General features: G+C 74.1%; 15 protein-coding genes. 8 read left to right on the top strand and 7 right to left on the bottom strand.

The window, feature by feature from the left end; all coding sequences use genetic code 11:
* Positions 1 to 41 precede the first annotated feature (41 nt).
* The 3 genes from AB0I60_RS20075 to AB0I60_RS20065 are packed head-to-tail and all read right to left on the bottom strand — an operon-like array spanning position 42 to position 3822.
* Complete coding sequence (locus AB0I60_RS20075) at positions 42 to 1061, bottom strand: carbon-nitrogen hydrolase family protein (RefSeq protein ID WP_360731840.1); 1020 nt, start codon at positions 1059 to 1061, stop codon at positions 42 to 44.
* Positions 1062 to 1069: 8 nt separating this feature from the next.
* On the bottom strand, positions 1070 to 3406 hold the full coding sequence (locus tag AB0I60_RS20070) for an FAD-dependent monooxygenase (protein ID WP_360731838.1): 2337 nt from the start codon (positions 3404 to 3406) through the stop codon (positions 1070 to 1072).
* Positions 3403 to 3822: a thioesterase family protein gene (locus tag AB0I60_RS20065; protein WP_360731836.1), complete on the bottom strand. Its 420-nt coding sequence runs from the start codon at positions 3820 to 3822 to the stop codon at positions 3403 to 3405. The genes AB0I60_RS20070 and AB0I60_RS20065 overlap by 4 nt, the downstream gene beginning before the upstream one ends.
* Before the next feature lie 98 nt (positions 3823 to 3920).
* On the opposite strand from AB0I60_RS20065, the gene AB0I60_RS20060 reads away from it, so the two are divergent.
* From AB0I60_RS20060 to AB0I60_RS20040, 5 genes are read left to right on the top strand one after another with little or no spacing between them, the layout of a single operon-like run.
* A complete protein-coding gene (locus tag AB0I60_RS20060) occupies positions 3921 to 5039 on the top strand; it encodes a cupin domain-containing protein (RefSeq protein WP_360731834.1) in 1119 nt (372 codons plus the stop codon).
* Between the two features lie 24 nt (positions 5040 to 5063).
* Entirely contained in the window at positions 5064 to 5954 is an 891-nt protein-coding gene (locus AB0I60_RS20055) for a fumarylacetoacetate hydrolase family protein (RefSeq protein WP_360731833.1), read from the top strand.
* A complete protein-coding gene (locus AB0I60_RS20050) occupies positions 5951 to 6721 on the top strand; it encodes an Asp/Glu racemase (RefSeq protein WP_360731831.1) in 771 nt (256 codons plus the stop codon). The genes AB0I60_RS20055 and AB0I60_RS20050 overlap by 4 nt, the downstream gene beginning before the upstream one ends.
* Positions 6722 to 6765: 44 nt before the next feature.
* Positions 6766 to 8406 (top strand): AMP-binding protein, encoded by a 1641-nt coding sequence (locus tag AB0I60_RS20045; protein ID WP_360731829.1) that lies wholly within the window; start codon positions 6766 to 6768, stop codon positions 8404 to 8406.
* 4 nt (positions 8407 to 8410) lie between these two features.
* The gene (locus tag AB0I60_RS20040) at positions 8411 to 9271 is read left to right on the top strand and encodes a PaaX family transcriptional regulator C-terminal domain-containing protein (RefSeq protein WP_360731827.1); all 861 of its coding nucleotides are present in this window, start codon (positions 8411 to 8413) and stop codon (positions 9269 to 9271) included.
* A 4-nt stretch (positions 9272 to 9275) separates the two neighbouring features.
* Here AB0I60_RS20040 and AB0I60_RS20035 read toward each other — a convergent pair whose 3' ends face one another.
* Positions 9276 to 10865 carry an MFS transporter gene (locus tag AB0I60_RS20035; protein WP_360731825.1) on the bottom strand — a complete coding sequence of 530 codons (1590 nt, stop codon included), beginning with the start codon at positions 10863 to 10865 and terminating at the stop codon, positions 9276 to 9278.
* Positions 10866 to 10934: 69 nt separating this feature from the next.
* Here AB0I60_RS20035 and AB0I60_RS20030 point away from each other — a divergent pair, with 69 nt between their 5' ends.
* A complete protein-coding gene (locus AB0I60_RS20030; RefSeq protein ID WP_360731823.1) occupies positions 10935 to 11651 on the top strand; it encodes a TetR/AcrR family transcriptional regulator in 717 nt (238 codons plus the stop codon).
* Positions 11652 to 11672: 21 nt separating this feature from the next.
* Here AB0I60_RS20030 and AB0I60_RS20025 read toward each other — a convergent pair whose 3' ends face one another.
* Together AB0I60_RS20025 and AB0I60_RS20020 are read right to left on the bottom strand one after the other, a co-directional pair.
* Positions 11673 to 12062, bottom strand: coding sequence for a hypothetical protein (locus tag AB0I60_RS20025; protein WP_360731821.1), 390 nt, complete (start codon positions 12060 to 12062; stop codon positions 11673 to 11675).
* 65 nt (positions 12063 to 12127) lie between these two features.
* Positions 12128 to 12871, bottom strand: coding sequence for a polysaccharide deacetylase family protein (locus AB0I60_RS20020; protein WP_360731820.1), 744 nt, complete (start codon positions 12869 to 12871; stop codon positions 12128 to 12130).
* 107 nt (positions 12872 to 12978) lie between these two features.
* Between AB0I60_RS20020 and AB0I60_RS20015 the strand changes: the two genes are divergently transcribed.
* On the top strand, positions 12979 to 13848 hold the full coding sequence (locus AB0I60_RS20015; protein WP_360731818.1) for an NAD(P)-dependent oxidoreductase: 870 nt from the start codon (positions 12979 to 12981) through the stop codon (positions 13846 to 13848).
* On the opposite strand, the gene AB0I60_RS20010 is transcribed toward AB0I60_RS20015, so the two are convergent.
* On the bottom strand, positions 13741 to 14703 hold the full coding sequence (locus AB0I60_RS20010) for an AraC family transcriptional regulator (protein ID WP_360731817.1): 963 nt from the start codon (positions 14701 to 14703) through the stop codon (positions 13741 to 13743). The two genes, AB0I60_RS20015 and AB0I60_RS20010, sit on opposite strands and share 108 nt — an antisense overlap.
* 249 nt (positions 14704 to 14952) lie before the next feature.
* Here AB0I60_RS20010 and AB0I60_RS20005 point away from each other — a divergent pair, with 249 nt between their 5' ends.
* Complete coding sequence (locus AB0I60_RS20005; protein ID WP_360731815.1) at positions 14953 to 15171, top strand: hypothetical protein; 219 nt, start codon at positions 14953 to 14955, stop codon at positions 15169 to 15171.
* Positions 15172 to 15316 lie beyond the last annotated feature (145 nt).

Here is a 15316-nt window from a genome sequence, read left to right as displayed (position 1 = left end):
GACAGGGGTCGGGGGCGCTTCGGGAACCCGCAGTCCCCCGCCTACCCGGTCGCCTCCTGGTCGTCCGGTGTCCACGGGCCTTGCAGCGGGGCGGGCGGGACCGGTTCGTGGACCAGGGGTGTGGTCGGGGTCGTGTTGTGGTGCAGGCGGAACACGTCGAACCGGTTGTAGTGGCCGATGATGTCGTGCATCTGCTTGGGCTGGATGCAGCGCGCGAGGTCGACCTCGGCGTAGACGATGCCCTCCTCGTCGACCAGCGGTTCGGTGACCGGGTTGCCGTCCGGGCCGAAGACGCCGGACAGGGCGCTGTTCGGGCGGCGCATCCGCCGGGCCGTCTCCGCGTCGTCGCCGGCCGCCACCTCGATCATCTCGTCGGTGATGGTGGAGCAGGCCACGACCGAGAACAGCTTGCCCTCGAACGCGTGCGCGGCGGTGCGGATGGCGATGGCCTGGGCCATGTCGTAGTCGGCGGGTGCGACGGGCAGCGCGATGTAGTTCGCCGCGTGCACCAGCTCCCCCTGCGCCAGCAGGGAGAAGCGGGCCAGGGTGTTGGTGTTCTCGCCGCACGCGAGCACGCCCAGCGGGCCGACCGGCGTCCGGTGGACGACCACCGTGCTGCCGTCGCCGGGCGTCCAGGTCAGCTTCTCCGCCCACGTCGGCACCAGCTTGCGGTGCCGGCCGAGCAGTGAGCCGTCCGGGCCGATGGTCAGCACGGTGTTGTAGAGCACGCCCAGGCTGTGCCGGCCGCGCTCGTTCACGCCGATCACCACCGTCGTCCCGGTGGCCGCCGCAGCCGCGCGCAGCACGTCGACGTGCGGGCCGGGCACGTCCACCGACGCGCGGTAGAGCCGTTCGTACAGCGGGGACCCGGCGACGGGGTTCATCGTCCAGTTCCAGTACGGGTACCCGGCGACGAACACCTCCGGGAACACCACGAGCGCGGCACCCCGGCCGGCGGCCTCGTGGATGAGCGACGCGGCCTTGGCCACCGTGGCGGCCGGGTCCAGGTAGACCGGGGCGGCCTGCACGGCGGCGGCCGTGAAGCGCGGGAAGTCGTCCATGGTGGCTCCTAGTCCGAGCGTCCCCGCCGGCCGGGCAGCCAGCGCTGGTGCACGGGTCCGGGTTCGGCGGGGCGCAGTGCGAGCGCCGGCCGGGCCCGGCCCGCCGACGGCGGTTTGGCCCGACCGGCGGCGTGGATCGGCGGCCAGTGCGCGCCGGGGCCGGTGTAGCCGAGGTCGGCGGCGGCGTGCAGGGTCCACGCCGGGTCGTGCAGGTGGGCCCGGCCGACGGCGACCAGGTCCGCGCGGCCCGCGAGCAGCACGGAGTTGGCGTCGTCGTACCCGGAGATGCCGCCGACGGCGATCGTCGGGACGCCCGCCGCAGCGCGGACCCGGGCGGCGAACGGGGTCTGGTAGCCGCGCCCGTAGGCCGGGCGCTCGTGCGGCACCACCTCGCCGCTGGACACGTCGACCGCGTCCACCCCGTGCGCGGCGAACGCGGCGGCGATGCGCACCGCGTCCTCGACGGTCGTGCCGCCGGGTGCCCAGTCGACGGCGGAGATCCGGGCCAGCAGGGGTTTGCGCCACACCTCGCGGACGGCGTCGAGCACGGCGAGCGGGAACGCCAGCCGCCCGTCCGGCCCGCCGCCCCAGCGGTCGGTGCGCTCGTTGGTCAGCGGCGACAGGAACGTCGAGAGCAGGAACCCGTGCCCCGCCTGGATCTCCAGCACGTCGAACCCGGCCGCGTCGGCGCGCGCGGCGGCGGCGGCGAACTCGCCGACCAGGGCGTGCAGCTCGGGCTCGGTCAGCGCGCGCGGCGCGGGCAGGCCCCGGTAGGCGATCGGCGACGGGGCGACGGTCTCCCACCCGTCGGCCAGCGGCCCGCCGAGCGACCCGGCGGTGGGCACGGCGGTCGAGCCCTTGCGGCCGGAGTGGTTGAGCTGCACGCCGATCAGGGCCCCGCTGTGCTCGTGCACGGCGTCGGTCACGCGCCGCCAGGCGGCGACCTGCTCGTCGGTGTAGAGGCCGGGGCAGGCGGGCGTCACCCGGCCCCCGGCGCTGACCGCCGTCATGCCGGCCAGCACCAGGCCGCTGCCGCCCAGCGCCTTCCCGGCCAGGTGCAGCAGTTCCGCGTCACCCGGCACGCCGTCCCGCGCGCGGTAGAGCGCGACCGGCGCGGACACGACCCGGTTGCGCAGGGTCAGGCCGCCCAGCGGGAAGGGGTGGAACAGCGGCGGGGTCGGCACGTCCTGGCCGGTGTCGAACCACCGGTCGAGGGCGGCGGTGTACTCGGGGTCGCGCAGCCGCAGGTTGTCGTAGGTGACCCGGCGGCTGCGGGTGAGCAGGTTGAACGCGAACTGCTCGGGGTCCTGGCCCACGGCGTGGTCGATGGTCTCGAACCACTCCAGGCTGGCCTGCGCGGCCCGCTGGGTGGACTCCACGACCGGGCGGCGCTCCGCCTCGTAGCGCTCCAGGGCGGTGGCGATCGGGTCGGTGGTCTCCAGGGCGGCGGCGAGCGCGAGCGCGTCCTCCATGGCGAGCTTGGTGCCCGAGCCGATGGAGAAGTGGGCGGTGTGCGCGGCGTCGCCGAGCAGCACGAGGTTGTCGTGCCGCCAGGTCGCGTTGCGCACGGTGGTGAACCGGACCCACTTGGAGTTGTTGGTCAGCAGCGGGTGCCCGTCGAGGAAGTCGCCGAGCAGTGCCGCGCACCGGGCCACGCTGTCCTCGTCGCTGTGCCCCGGCGGCAGGTCGCGGCCGGTGTCGGCGAACCCGGCCGCCCGCCAGGTCTGCTCGGTCAGCTCCACGATGACCGTGCTGCGGTCGGCGCTGAACGGGTAGGCGTGCACCTGGAGCGGGCCGTGGGCGGTCTCGCGCACGACGAAGGTGAACGCCTCCAGCACCCGGTCGGTGGCCAGCCACATGTACCGGCAGGTGCGCTCGTCCAGCGACGGCCGGAACACGTCGGCGTACTTGGCGCGGGTGGCCGACTGGACGCCGTCCGCCGCCACGACCAGGTCGTGGTCGCGGCGCAGCTCGTCGACGTCGGGCGCGAGGGTGGAGAACCGGACGTCGACGCCGAGGTCGGCGCACCGCGCGCGCAGGAGCTGGAGCAGCCGCTTGCGCTCGATCGCGGCGAAGCCGTGGCCGCCGGAGGTCTGCACGGTGTCGCGGTAGTGGATGTCGATGTCGCTCCAGCGCGCGAACTCGGCCTCCATCGCGGCGGCGACGACCGGGTCCGCGCCGGCGATGCCGTCCAGCGTCTCGTCGGAGAACACCACGCCGAAGCCGAACGTGTCGTCGGCCGCGTTGCGCTCCCACACGGTGATCTCCCGCGCGGGGTCGAGCTGCTTGGCCAGCGCCGCGAAGTACAGGCCGCCGGGACCGCCGCCGATGACCGCGATCCTCATCGGCCGCCCGCTTCCACCGCGCCGGCCAGGGCCGCGCGCACGTCCCCGGGCCACGGCGTCGCACCGGGCGCGTCGGGTACGACGTGGGCGACGACCAGCGTGCCGTCGGCGGCCAGGCCGGCTTCGCCGTGCACGGTGAACTCGTAGTGCAGCGAGGTCCGGCCGAGCCGGACCACCGCGAGGCGGGCCCGCACGGTCTCGCCGAACCACAGCCGGGACCGGTAGTTGACCTCGTGCCGCACCCGGGGCGCGCGCCCGAACAGGCGGGCCAGTCCCAGGCCGCGCAGCAGTTCCGCCTCGGCGTGCTCCACCCAGCGCAGGATCGCCGAGTGGTGCTGGTGCCCGGCGGCGTCGGTGTCGTGCCACTCGACGCGGCGTTCGATCGTCACCTCGGGCCGGGGATCCGGTGTCGCCATAGCTGCCCCTCCAGGACTCTTGACACCGCGAACCGTATTGCGGAATGTTGACGTCCGTCAAGACAACGAGATATTGCGTCGAGCGGCGAGGAGCTGCCATGACGACCTACAGCGACGACGTGCTCGGTCGCGCCCGCGTGACCGACAACGCGGACCTGCACGCCTACTACGAGAAGCTGGAGCGCCTGGACGCCGGCGCGCTGTGGACCATCGCCAACAAGATCGAGCCGTGGTACCCGCAGCCGCAGTCCGTGCCGGTGAAGTGGAGCTACCAGGAGCTGCGCCCGCTGGTGATGGAGGCGTTGCGGCTGGTCAGCGGCGACGACGCCGGCCGGCGCGTGGTCGCGCTCTACAACCCGCAGCGCCGCGACATCGCCGCGACCGTGGGCCTGCTCTACAGCGGCCTGCAGATCATGGGGCCCGGCGAGTCGATGACCGCCCACCGGCACCAGGCCGCCGCGCTCCGGTTCGTGATCGAGGGCACCGGCGCGTGGACCATCGTCGACGGCCAGAAGCTCAAGGTCGGTCCGAGGGACTTCGCCATCACGCCCAACTGGACCTGGCACGAGCACGGCAACGAGGGCATCGAGGGCACCGACGGGCCCGTCATCTGGCAGGACGGCCTGGACATCCCCCTGGTCAACGCCCTGGACGCGCCGTTCTACGAGGTGCACCCGGACATCTACCAGAAGCAGGAGGGGATCACGAACTCCTCCCTGCACGTCTACGGCGCGGGCCAGTTGCGGCCGTTCGGCGACACCTGGCACAAGAACCACTCGCCGCTGCTCGCCTACCCGTGGGAGACCACCTACGAGGCGTTGCTCAACGCGGCGAAGGCGACCGACGGCTCCCCGTACGACGGCATCATCATGGAGTACAGCAACCCGCTCACCGGCGGTTCGGTCATGCCGACCATGAGCGCGCACATGCAGCTCCTGCGGGCGGGCGAGTCGACGCTCGCGCACCGCCAGGTCGGCTCCAAGATCTACACCGCCGCCAAGGGCAGCGGCACCTCGGTGGTGGCCGGGCAGCGCATCGACTGGACCGAGGGCGACATCTTCTGCGTCCCCTCCTGGGCGTGGCACGAGCACGCCAACGCGAGCCGGTCCGACGACGCCTGCCTGTTCTCCTTCAACGACTTCCCGGTCATGCGGGCCCTCGGGTTCTTCCGCGAGGAGTCCTACCCGGACAACGACGGCCACCAGCCGGTCGCCTGACCTTCGAGAACGGACAACTCCCCCATGCTGCTGGTCACCTTCTCCACCGACGGCGGTCCCCGCCGCCTCGGCGTGCACCGGGACTCCGACGTCGTCGACGTCGGCGCGCTGGCCGCCGCGCGGTCCGCGCCGGACCCGGGCACGCTGCTCGACGTCGTGCGGCAGGACGCGGCGGGCACCGTCGCCGCGCTGCTCGACGGGCCGCTGCCCGACGGCGTCGCGCACCCGGCGGACGCCGTGGCGCTGCACGCGCCACTGCGGCCCGGCAAGATCATCGCGGTCGGCCTGAACTACACCGAGCACGTCGCCGAGTCGGCCCGCGCCCTGGACACCGCCCAGGAGCTGCCGCAGCGGCCGGTGCTGTTCGCCAAGCCCAGCACCTCCGTCATCGGCCCGGAGGAGGCGATCGAGCACAACGGGCACCTCACCCAGCAGCTCGACTGGGAGTGCGAGCTGGCCGTGGTGATCGGCCGGACCGCCAAGCGGGTCCCGGCCGAACGCGCGCTGGAGCACGTGTTCGGCTACAGCGTGCTCAACGACATCAGCGCGCGCGACCAGCGCCGGGGCGGGCTGTGGTTCTACTCCAAGGGCCAGGACACCTACGCGCCGTTCGGCCCGGCGGTGCGCACCTCCGACGAGGTCCCCGACCCGCACGCGCTGGAGCTGTCGCTGAAGGTCAACGGCGAGGTGCGGCAGAAGTCCAGCACGAAGTACATGCTGTTCCGCATCCCCGAGCTGATCGCCGACATCAGCGCCGGCATCACCCTGGAACCGGGCGACGTGATCGCCACCGGCACGCCCGCCGGCGTCGGCGCGGGGCGCACGCCGCAGGTGTGGCTGTGGCCCGGCGACGTGGTGGAGGCGACCGTCGAGCGGATCGGCACGCTGCGCAACCCGGTGGTGGACGTCCGGTGAGGACCTTCCGGATCGGCCAGATCGTGCCGAGCTCCAACGTGACCATGGAAACCGAGATCCCGGCCATCTTCCGGGCCCGCGAGGCGGTGGCGCCCGAGCGGTTCACGTTCCACTCCAGCAGGATGCGCATGAAGCACGTGCGCAAGGAGGAACTGGCCGCCATGGACGCCGACTCGGGCCGCTGCGCCGCCGAGCTGTCCGACGCCCGGGTCGACGTGCTCGGGTACGCCTGCCTGGTCGCCATCATGAGCCTCGGCCAGGGCTACCACCGCACCTCCGAGCGCAACCTCGCGGCGATCGCCGCCGCGAACGGCGCGCCCGCACCGGTCGTGACCAGCGCCGGAGCCCTGGTCAACGCGCTGCACCTGATCGGCGCGCGGTCCATCACGGTGGTGTGCCCGTACCTCAAGCCGCTCACCGAGACCGTGGTCGACTACATCCGCGACGAGGGCGTCGAGGTCGCCGACTACACGGCGCTGGAGATCCCGGACAACCTCGACGTGGCCGCGCACGACCCGAAGGCCCTGGTCCCCATCGCCGCCGCCCTCGACCACCGGGACGCGGACGCGATCGTGCTGTCCGCGTGCGTGCAGATGCCGTCGCTGGAGACCGTCGAGGTGGTGGAGCGCGAACTCGGCAAACCCGTGCTGTCCGCGTCGATCGCCACCGCGCACCAGCTCATGCGCGCGCTCGACCTGCCCGCGCACGCGCCCGGCGCGGGCACGCTCCTGGCCGGCGACTACGCCGACGCGCCCCTGCGCACCTGACCCCCATGCCCAGCGTCCCGACACTCCGGGAAGGAGTGCTGCCGATGCACAGATCCGCCCACGTCGACACGTTCTGCCGGGATCACCTCCCGCCGCCGGAGCAGCAGCCGGAGTTCGTGTTCGACCTCCCCGAACTCCGGTACCCGGACCGGCTCAACTGCGCCCGCGCCCTGCTGGACGGCGCGATCGGCCGGTTCGGCGCGGACCGGCCGTGCCTGCGCACCGCCGACGAGACCTGGACCTACGGCGAGCTGGACGAGCGCAGCGACCGCCTCGCGCACGTGCTCGTCGACGACCTCGGCCTGCGGCCCGGCAACCGGGTGATGCTGCGCGGCCCGAACACCCCGTGGACGGTCGCCGCGTGGCTGGCCGTGGTGAAGGCGGGCGGCGTCGCGGTGACCGTGATGCCGTTGCTGCGCGCCAGGGAGATCGCCGAGCTGGTCGCGCTGACCGCCACCGGGCTGGTGCTCACCGACCACCGGTTCGCCGAGGACCTGCCGGAGGGCGTGCGCGGCGTGCTCTACGGCGGGACGGCGGCGGACGACCTGGTGGCGCGCAGCGCGGCCAAGCCGGGCGCCTTCACCGCCGTGGACACCGCCGCCGACGACGTGGTGCTGCTCGCGCCCACGTCCGGCACGACCGGCCGGCCCAAGGCCACCATGCACTACCACCGGGACGTGCTGGCGTGCGCGGACACCTTCGCCCGGCACGTGCTCAAGCCCGAGCCCGACGACGTGTTCACCGGCACCCCGCCGATCGGCTTCACGTTCGGGCTGGGCGGCCTGGTGGTGTTCCCGCTGCGCTTCGGCGCGTCGACGTTCCTCGTGGAGCGGGCCACGCCCGAGGAGCTGGCGGACACCGTCGCCCGGCACGGGGTGACCGTGCTGTTCACCGCGCCGACCGCGTACAAGGCCATGCTGGCGGCGGGGAAGGCGGCTGCGCTCTCCGGGCTGCGGCGCTGCGTGTCGGCGGGCGAGCACCTGCCACCGTCCACCTGGGAGCACTTCCGCCGGGAGACCGGGCTGCGGATCATCAACGGCATCGGCGGCACCGAGCTGCTGCACATCTTCATCTCCGCCGCCGACGACGACATCCGGCCCGGCGCGACCGGCCGGGCCGTGCCCGGCTTCCGGGCCGCCGTGCTGGACCAGGACGGCAACCCCGCGCCCGACGGCGTGCCCGGCCGGCTCGCGGTGAAGGGCCCCACCGGGTGCCGCTACCTCGCCGACGCGCGCCAGCTCGACTACGTGCGCGACGGCTGGAACCTCACCGGCGACACCTACGTGCGGGACGCCGACGGCTACTTCTGGTTCCAGGCCCGAAACGACGACATGATCATCTCCTCCGGCTACAACATCGCCGGGCCGGAGGTGGAGGCGGCGCTGCTGGACCACCCGGACGTCGCCGAGACCGCCGTCGTCGCCGCGCCCGACCCGGACCGGGGCGCGATCGCGCACGCGTTCGTGGTGCTGCGGGCGGGCGCGGCGGCCGACCCGGCGAAAGCCGCCGAGTTGCAGGCGTTCGTCAAGTCGGTGATCGCGCCGTACAAGTACCCGAGGCGGGTCGAGTTCGTGCCCGAGCTGCCCAAGACGCCGAGCGGGAAGGTGCAGCGGTTCAAGCTCCGCGCGCAGGTGCGCGAGCGGCCGGCGCAGGAGGTGACTCCCGGTGACGCGCTGATACCGTGACGCCGTGACGACGGGATCGGGCGAGGTCGGCTCCGCCGAGGGGGACGGGTACGCCAAGGCTGCCCAGCCCCGGCAGTTCATCGTGACGCTGTACGGCCTGTTCTCCCGCGACCACGCGGGCTGGCTGTCGGTCGCCTCGGTGGTCGCGCTGCTCGGCGAGCTGGACATCGACGAGGCCGCCGTCCGGTCCTCGATCTCGCGGCTCAAGCGGCGCGACGTGCTCCAGGCCGACAAACGCGGCGGCGCGGCCGGGTACGCGCTCTCGCCCGCCGGTCTGGCCATCCTGGACGAGGGCGACCACCGGATCTTCCGGCGCAAGCGGGCGACGCTGGCCGACGGCTGGCTGCTCGCGGTGTTCTCGGTGCCCGAGTCCGAGCGGCACAAGCGGCACTCGCTGCGGTCCCAGCTCAGCAGGCTGGGCTTCGGCACCGCCGCGCCGGGGGTGTGGATCGCGCCCGCGCACCTGCACGAGCCGACCGCCGACATCCTGCGCAGCCAGGGCCTGCACGGCTACGCCGACCTGTTCCGGGCCGACCACCTGGCGTTCGGCGACCTGGCCGGGAAGGTCCGCCGGTGGTGGGACCTGGACCAGCTGGAGGGGCTGTACTCGGCGTTCCTGACCGAGCACGGCCCCTCGCTGGAGCGGTGGCGCGGCCGGCGCGCGGTGGACGAGCGGGCGGCGTTCGCCGACTACGTCCGGCTGCTCACCGACTGGCGGCGACTGCCCTACCTGGACCCGGGCCTGCCCGAGGACCTGCTGCCGCCGGAGTGGATCGGCATCCGCGCGGCCGACCTGTTCTTCAGCCTCCAGGACCGGTTGGAGGGGCCCGCCCGCGCGTTCGGCGAGCGGACCGTCTCCGGTTGACCCCTCAGCCCGGGGCGCGCGTGCGGCGGACCTTGTAGACCGTCCACACCAGATCGACCAGCAGGACGATCGCCCACACCCGGCCCGCGCCGTAGGCGAACGCCGCCACGCCCTCGCGCGGGACCTGGCCGAGCAGCACCGCGCCGAGGTCGCGGGTGAGCAGGTCGCGCACCCAGGACAGGTCGGCGAACGCCAACGCGGCCTGCGTGACCGCGAACAGCGCCGCGTTCGTCGCCAGGCCGCGCCACAACTCGGCCTTCGTGCGCACCTTCCCTCCGGGCACGGCGTCCTCCCGAGGCGACGCTGCGGGCTCGGCTTCCACCCGGGGCGACGCGGCGGACCCCACTTGCGCCTGAGGCAGTGCGGCCGATCCGACTTCCGCGCCGGACGCAGCGGGTCCGGGGGTCGACGGGGTGTCGGCCACGGCCGGAGGCGGGTACTCGGCGACGCCGAGCCGGCGCACCGCGCGGGGCACGACGACCGCGCCCGCCAGGATCATCCCGCCCGCCACCAGGCAGGCCACCACCCAGTTCGCGCCGTCGTACAGCACGCCCGCGACCAGGCTGCCGACCAGCGCCCCGACCAGGCACGCCGACTCGTAGACGCCCATGCCGCGCCCGACCCGGTCCCCCGACGCCTCGGCGACCACCGCCTGCTGGACCGGCATCACCGCCGCCCACGCCAGCCCGCTGAGCACCCACAGCCCGGCGACCACGTACGGGTTCGGTGCCCACGCCAGGCCGACCGCGAACGCGCAACTGCCCAGCGACGCGGTCATCAGCACCCGCGAGCGCCCGAACCGGACCACGTACCGGTGCAGGTACCCGGCGGCCACGCTCATCGCGATCGCGCCCGGCAGGAACACGTACGCGATCTGGACGACCTCCAGGCCGAACCCGCGTTGCAGGTGCAGCAGCAACAGCAGCGAGACGGCGGCCTCGGCGGCCATGGTCATGGCCACCGCGAACAACATCGGCCGCAGCCGCCTGCCGACCGCGCCCAACCCCCCGGACACCGCCGCGCCGACGGGCGCGGGCCGCCTCGGCGCGGCCAGCAGGCACCCGGCGGCCAGCAGGCACGCCGCCGCGCACAGCCAGAACACCCCGGCGAACCCGATCACGCCCAGCAGCGCGAGGCCGGCCACGAACGCGACCCACGACCCGGTCTCCTCGGCGGCGAGCAGCCTCGGGAAGACCCCCGAGTCCTCCTCCAGCCGCTCGCTCGCCACCGCGCGCAGGGCCACCCACAGCAGCGCGCCGCCCGCGCCGCCGATCGCCGCCGCTGCGTAGGCCACGCTCGCGCTGCCGGCCACCGCGTAGCCGGCGCACGACACGGCGTACAGCAGCGCCCCGACCGCCGCCACGCCGCGCCGCTCGCACCGGTCGGCGAGCACCCCGGCCACCGGCCGGACCAGCACGGACACCGCCATCTCCACGGCCGTGAGCACGCCGACCTCGGTCGCGCCGAGCCCCAGCGCCAACCCGGCCCACAGCGGCAGGACGAAGTCGACCAGCTCGGTGGGCCCGTTGCCCAGCGTGGCCGCCCACAGCGCCAACCGCTCCCGACGGCGACGCACGACCCCCTCGGTCGTCACCACGGCTCCCCCTCCCCCAAAACTCCGAACATCGTTCGCTCTACTCCGAACGGTATACTGAGTTTTGACATGAACGCAAAGACCGAGGCGCTCCGCCTCCTGTGGGGCGAGGGCCGGCGGCCCAGCCGGGGCCCGCAGCGCGGCCTGAGCACGGACCGGATCGTGGCGGCGGCGATCGAGGTGGTCGAGGCGGAGGGCCTGGCCGCGCTGTCCATGCGGCGGGTCGCGACCGCGCTCGGCGTCGGCACCGCCTCGCTCTACACCTACCTGCCCGGCAAGGCCGAGCTGGAAGCCCTCATGCTCGACGCGGTCAGCGTCGAGGACACCCTGCCGAACGACCGGCCGGGCGGGTGGCGCGCGAAGCTCGAAGCCTGGGCACGCGCGGACTGGGACGGGTTCCGCGCGCACCCGTGGGTGCTCCAGCTCATGGCGGACGTGTCCGCGCCCGGCCCGAACACCCTGCGGTGGCTGGACTCCGCGCTGGCCGTGCTGGAGGGCACCGGGCTGACCGAGGCGGAGAAGGTGGCCGTGGTCGAGTCGGTCGACGCCTACGTGCGCGGCCTGGCCCGCCTCTACGTCGAGGACCAGCAGTCCGGTGCGGGCTCCGCGGAGGAGACCGCCGAGCGCAACCGCGTGCTGGGCGAACTGGTCGACTTCACCCGCTACCCGCACCTGCTGCGGGCGCTGCGCGCGGGCGTGCTCCCGTGGTCGGGCGACCAGTTCGAGTTCGGCCTGCAACGCCTGCTCGACGGCGTCGAAGCCCTGGTGGAGTCCCGCACGCCCTGACCTCAGGCGGGCGGCGGGCGGTCAGCGGCCGAGCGCGGCGCGGATGCGGCCGACCACGGCGCTCTCCGCCCGTCCCACCTCGCCGTCCGCCGACGCGACCCGCTCGCACATCCCGACGACGGCCGACGCGAACGCGTCCGCCTCGTCCGGCGCGTGCGCCGCCACCAGCGCGACGGACTCGCGCAGCGCCGCCAGCACGCCCCGCTCCACGTCCTCCAGCGACCCCGCCGGCAGCTCCGGCGCACCCGCGTCCACCGCGTCGCGGACCGCAGGCGGCAGGGCGGCCATCGCCTTGATGCCGGCGTGGCTCTCCTGGTCCAGCGCGCCTTCCTCGGCGACCGACACCAGCACCATCGCGCCGTAGACGGCGGTGCGCAGCGTGCGGCTCTCCTCGTCCGTGTATCCCCTCATGGGACAACCCTACGTTCCGGATGATCACCACCCCCCGCGCGGGCGCTGCCGGCCGTCGGTGCCGGTCACCGCCGCAGCGCCAGCAGTTCCGAGACGGTGACGAACCGGTAGCCCTGCCCGCTCAGGCGGTCGATGAGCGGCGCGAGGGCGTCCCGCGTCACGGTGCGGCCCGCGTACATGGGGTGCAGCAGCACGATCGACCCCGGGCGGACGCGGGCGGCGGCGTCGCGCACGAGGCCGTCCGCAGTGCTCGCCTGGTCGGGGCCGGAGTCCGGTTCGACGTCCCACGTGATCGTGGTGCGGTCGTGCTGGTCCAGGTAGTGCGGGAGCGCCACGAGCTTCTTGCCGTGCGGCGGGCGGAAGGTGATCTTCCCGGTGTAGCCGGTGGCGCGGATGCGCTCATCGGTCCTCTCGACCTCCTCCGCGACCCACGACGGCGTCACGAACCACATCCGCTCGTGCGAGTAGGAGTGGTTGCCGATCTCGTGGCCCGCCCCGGCGATCGCCGCGCCGAGGTCCGGGTGCGCGGCCAGCTCCCGGCCGGTCAGGTAGAACGTGCCGCGCACGCCCTTGGCCGCCAGCACGTCCAGCACCGGCCGGGTCCCCGCCGGGTCCGGACCGTCGTCGAAGGTGAGCGCGACGACCTTCCGGTCGGTCTCCACCCGGTGCACGATCTCGCCGAAGAGCTGGAAGGAGCGGGCGTTGGCCAGGGCCGTCACCCCGACCAGGCCGAGCGGCACCAGCACGACCACGACGAGCAGGACGACCGTCCACCGGCGGGCCTTCGGGGTGCGGGGCAGCAGTCGCATCGCGCCATCCTGGCGGATCACGGCCCGTGGTCGCGTCCGCCGGTCGCCCCCGCCCCGCGCACAAACGTTCAAGACGGGTGCCGGGCGCGGCGGCTACAACTGCGGACGTGGTCGAACTCGGATTCATCGGACTGGGTGTCATGGGCCGGCCCATGGCCCTCAACCTGGCCCGCGCGGGCGTCCCGCTCACCGTCTGGAACCGGACCGCCGCCCGGTCGGGCCCGCTCGCCGACGCGGGCGCGCGCGTCGCGTCCGGACCCGACGAGGTGTTCGCGCGGGCCGACGTCGTGCTGCTGATGCTCGCCGACGAGTCGGCGGTCGACGCGGTGCTCGACCGGGGCGGCCCGGACTTCGCCACGCGCTGCCACGGGCGGACGGTCGTGCAGATGGGCACGATCGCGGCCGGCTACTCGCACGCCCTGGCCGCCGACGTGGCCAGGGCCGGCGGGGCGTACGTCGAGGCGCCGGTCTCCGGCTCGCGCGGGCCGGCCGAGCAGGGCGCGCTGGTGGCGATGCTGTCCGGCGCGGACGCCGACGTCGCCCGGGTCCGGCCGCTGCTCGCGCCGATGTGCGCCGAGGTGGTCGGGTGCGGGCCGGTGCCGGGCGCGCTGCTGATGAAGTTCGCGGTGAACCTGTTCCTCATCACCATGGTGACCGGGCTGGCCGAGTCCTACCGGTTCGCCGAGGCGCACGGGCTGGACCCGGCGGTGCTCACGCACGTCCTCGACGCCGGCCCGATGGCCTCCTCGGTGTCGCGGGCCAAGGCGGCGAAGCTGCTGGCCGGCGAGTTCGCCGTGCAGGCGTCGATCACCGACGTGCTGAAGAACAACCGGCTGATCGCCGAGGCCGCCCGCGCGGCCGGCACCGCGTCACCGCTGCTCGACGTCTGCCACGCGCTGTTCGGCGAGACCGTCGCGCTCGGGCACGGGGGTGAGGACATGGCCGCCGTGGTGCACGCGATCCGCGCCCGCGCCTGACCCGCCGCGTCCGGCAGCACTGCGCTCGGCCGGGCCGCGTTCGGCACCGCTGCGGACGGCCGCCGTCCACGCTGCGGGCGTCACGCCGTAGGCGCGCTTGAACACCCGGGTGAGGTGGCTCTGGTCGGCGAACCCCACGGCCACCGCCGCCTCCGCCGGCGGCACGCCTGCACCCAGCAGCCGCCGCGCCGCGTCGAGCCGGCGCATGGTGCGGAACCGGGTGGGGCTGGTGCCGAACGCGGCGCGGAACTGGCGGGCCAGCGCCCACCGGTCCAGTCCGGACACCCGTTCGAGGTCGGCTGCCCGGTGCCGGTGCGCGAAGTCGTCGCACAGCAGCACCCGCACCCGGCGCACCGCGTCGAGGTCCAGCGCCGCCCGCCCGCGCACCCGGTCGGTGGAGTGCGCGCGCAGCAGGTCCGCGACCGACGCGGTGACCTCGACGGCCTCCAGCTCGTCCAGCGGGTCGTCGATGTGCCGGAGCCAGTTCCCGACGGTCGCGCCGACCCGCGCCGGTCGGATCACGGGATCGGCGACGAACGGCAGCGGCCGGCCGCCCAGCGCGTCCTGCACCAGCGCCGGGTCCAGGTACAGGATGCGGTAGCCGAAGCCCAGCTCGGTGCCCGCCGCGCCGTCGTGCAGCTCGTCGGGGTGCAGCACGTGCCACTCCCCCGGCAGGCAGTGCCGCTGCTCACCCCGGTAGCGGAAGGTCTGCACGCCCGCCAGCGTCACGCCGATCGCGTAGGTGTCGTGCCGGTGCGGCTCGAACGCCGTGCCGACGAGCGCGGCCTCCATCCGCTCGATCCCGGCCGCGCCACCCCCGAAGCGCAACCGCGCCCCGTGTCCGATACCCGACATCAGTGGGGTCTTTTGACCCGACACCGCCAAATTACGCACAACCGCCTCCCGGTGCAGGTGGACACTATGCGCCGTGTCGACCGTGGCGTCGACTCGCAACCGACGCCATCCGGCGTGGCCCGCTCGGGAGGGCCACCGGTCCCTGGACGACGGTGTCCCCCGGCTGTGCCCGACCGGTCGTCACCCGGCTGTGCGGTCACGCCCGCGTGGCCCCAGGCCAAGCCGCTCGTCATCCGGAAGAGGTTGATTGTGTCCACGTTCGTCGTGCTGGTCGTCCTCGGAGCAGGTCTGCTCGTCGGTATCCGCCTCAACAGCGCCAGCGAGGCCCACGCCTACTTCTCCCACTCCCGCAGCCGCCTGTCGAAGGTGTTCGGCGAGTGGATGAGGCAGCTCGTCCGCGCCACGGTGGGGGTGATCGGCCTGCTGGTCCTGCTGTACCTGGTGTTCTTCCAGTTACCCCAGGTCTGACCCGTTCGCTCCCCACCACACCGCGCCGGGAGGTGAGCCTCCCGGCGCGGGCGGTGCCGTGCCGGTTCGCCCCGGAGTCCGCGCGGGCTGCTCCCAGCCGGCGCGGCGCTTCTCGTGGTCCTCCACGGGGTGCAGCGCCGTCAGC

This window comes from Actinosynnema sp. NPDC050436 (genome assembly GCF_040655415.1).
Classification (GTDB): domain Bacteria; phylum Actinomycetota; class Actinomycetes; order Mycobacteriales; family Pseudonocardiaceae; genus Actinosynnema.
Note: the sequence above shows the minus strand (reverse complement) of the source record. Positions and strands in the feature narration are given on the sequence as shown.

What these genes read in the sequence shown, in the direction of transcription:
- AB0I60_RS20075 (WP_360731840.1), bottom strand. Translation starts at nt 1,061, where the DNA reads ATGGACGACTTCCCGCGCTTCACGGCCGCCGCCGTGCAGGCCGCCCCG.
- AB0I60_RS20070 (WP_360731838.1), bottom strand. Translation starts at nt 3,406, where the DNA reads ATGAGGATCGCGGTCATCGGCGGCGGTCCCGGCGGCCTGTACTTCGCG.
- AB0I60_RS20065 (WP_360731836.1), bottom strand. Translation starts at nt 3,822, where the DNA reads ATGGCGACACCGGATCCCCGGCCCGAGGTGACGATCGAACGCCGCGTC.
- AB0I60_RS20060 (WP_360731834.1), top strand. Translation starts at nt 3,921, where the DNA reads ATGACGACCTACAGCGACGACGTGCTCGGTCGCGCCCGCGTGACCGAC.
- AB0I60_RS20055 (WP_360731833.1), top strand. Translation starts at nt 5,064, where the DNA reads ATGCTGCTGGTCACCTTCTCCACCGACGGCGGTCCCCGCCGCCTCGGC.
- AB0I60_RS20045 (WP_360731829.1), top strand. Translation starts at nt 6,766, where the DNA reads ATGCACAGATCCGCCCACGTCGACACGTTCTGCCGGGATCACCTCCCG.
- AB0I60_RS20030 (WP_360731823.1), top strand. Translation starts at nt 10,935, where the DNA reads ATGAACGCAAAGACCGAGGCGCTCCGCCTCCTGTGGGGCGAGGGCCGG.
- AB0I60_RS20025 (WP_360731821.1), bottom strand. Translation starts at nt 12,062, where the DNA reads ATGAGGGGATACACGGACGAGGAGAGCCGCACGCTGCGCACCGCCGTC.
- AB0I60_RS20020 (WP_360731820.1), bottom strand. Translation starts at nt 12,871, where the DNA reads ATGCGACTGCTGCCCCGCACCCCGAAGGCCCGCCGGTGGACGGTCGTC.
- AB0I60_RS20010 (WP_360731817.1), bottom strand. Translation starts at nt 14,703, where the DNA reads ATGTCGGGTATCGGACACGGGGCGCGGTTGCGCTTCGGGGGTGGCGCG.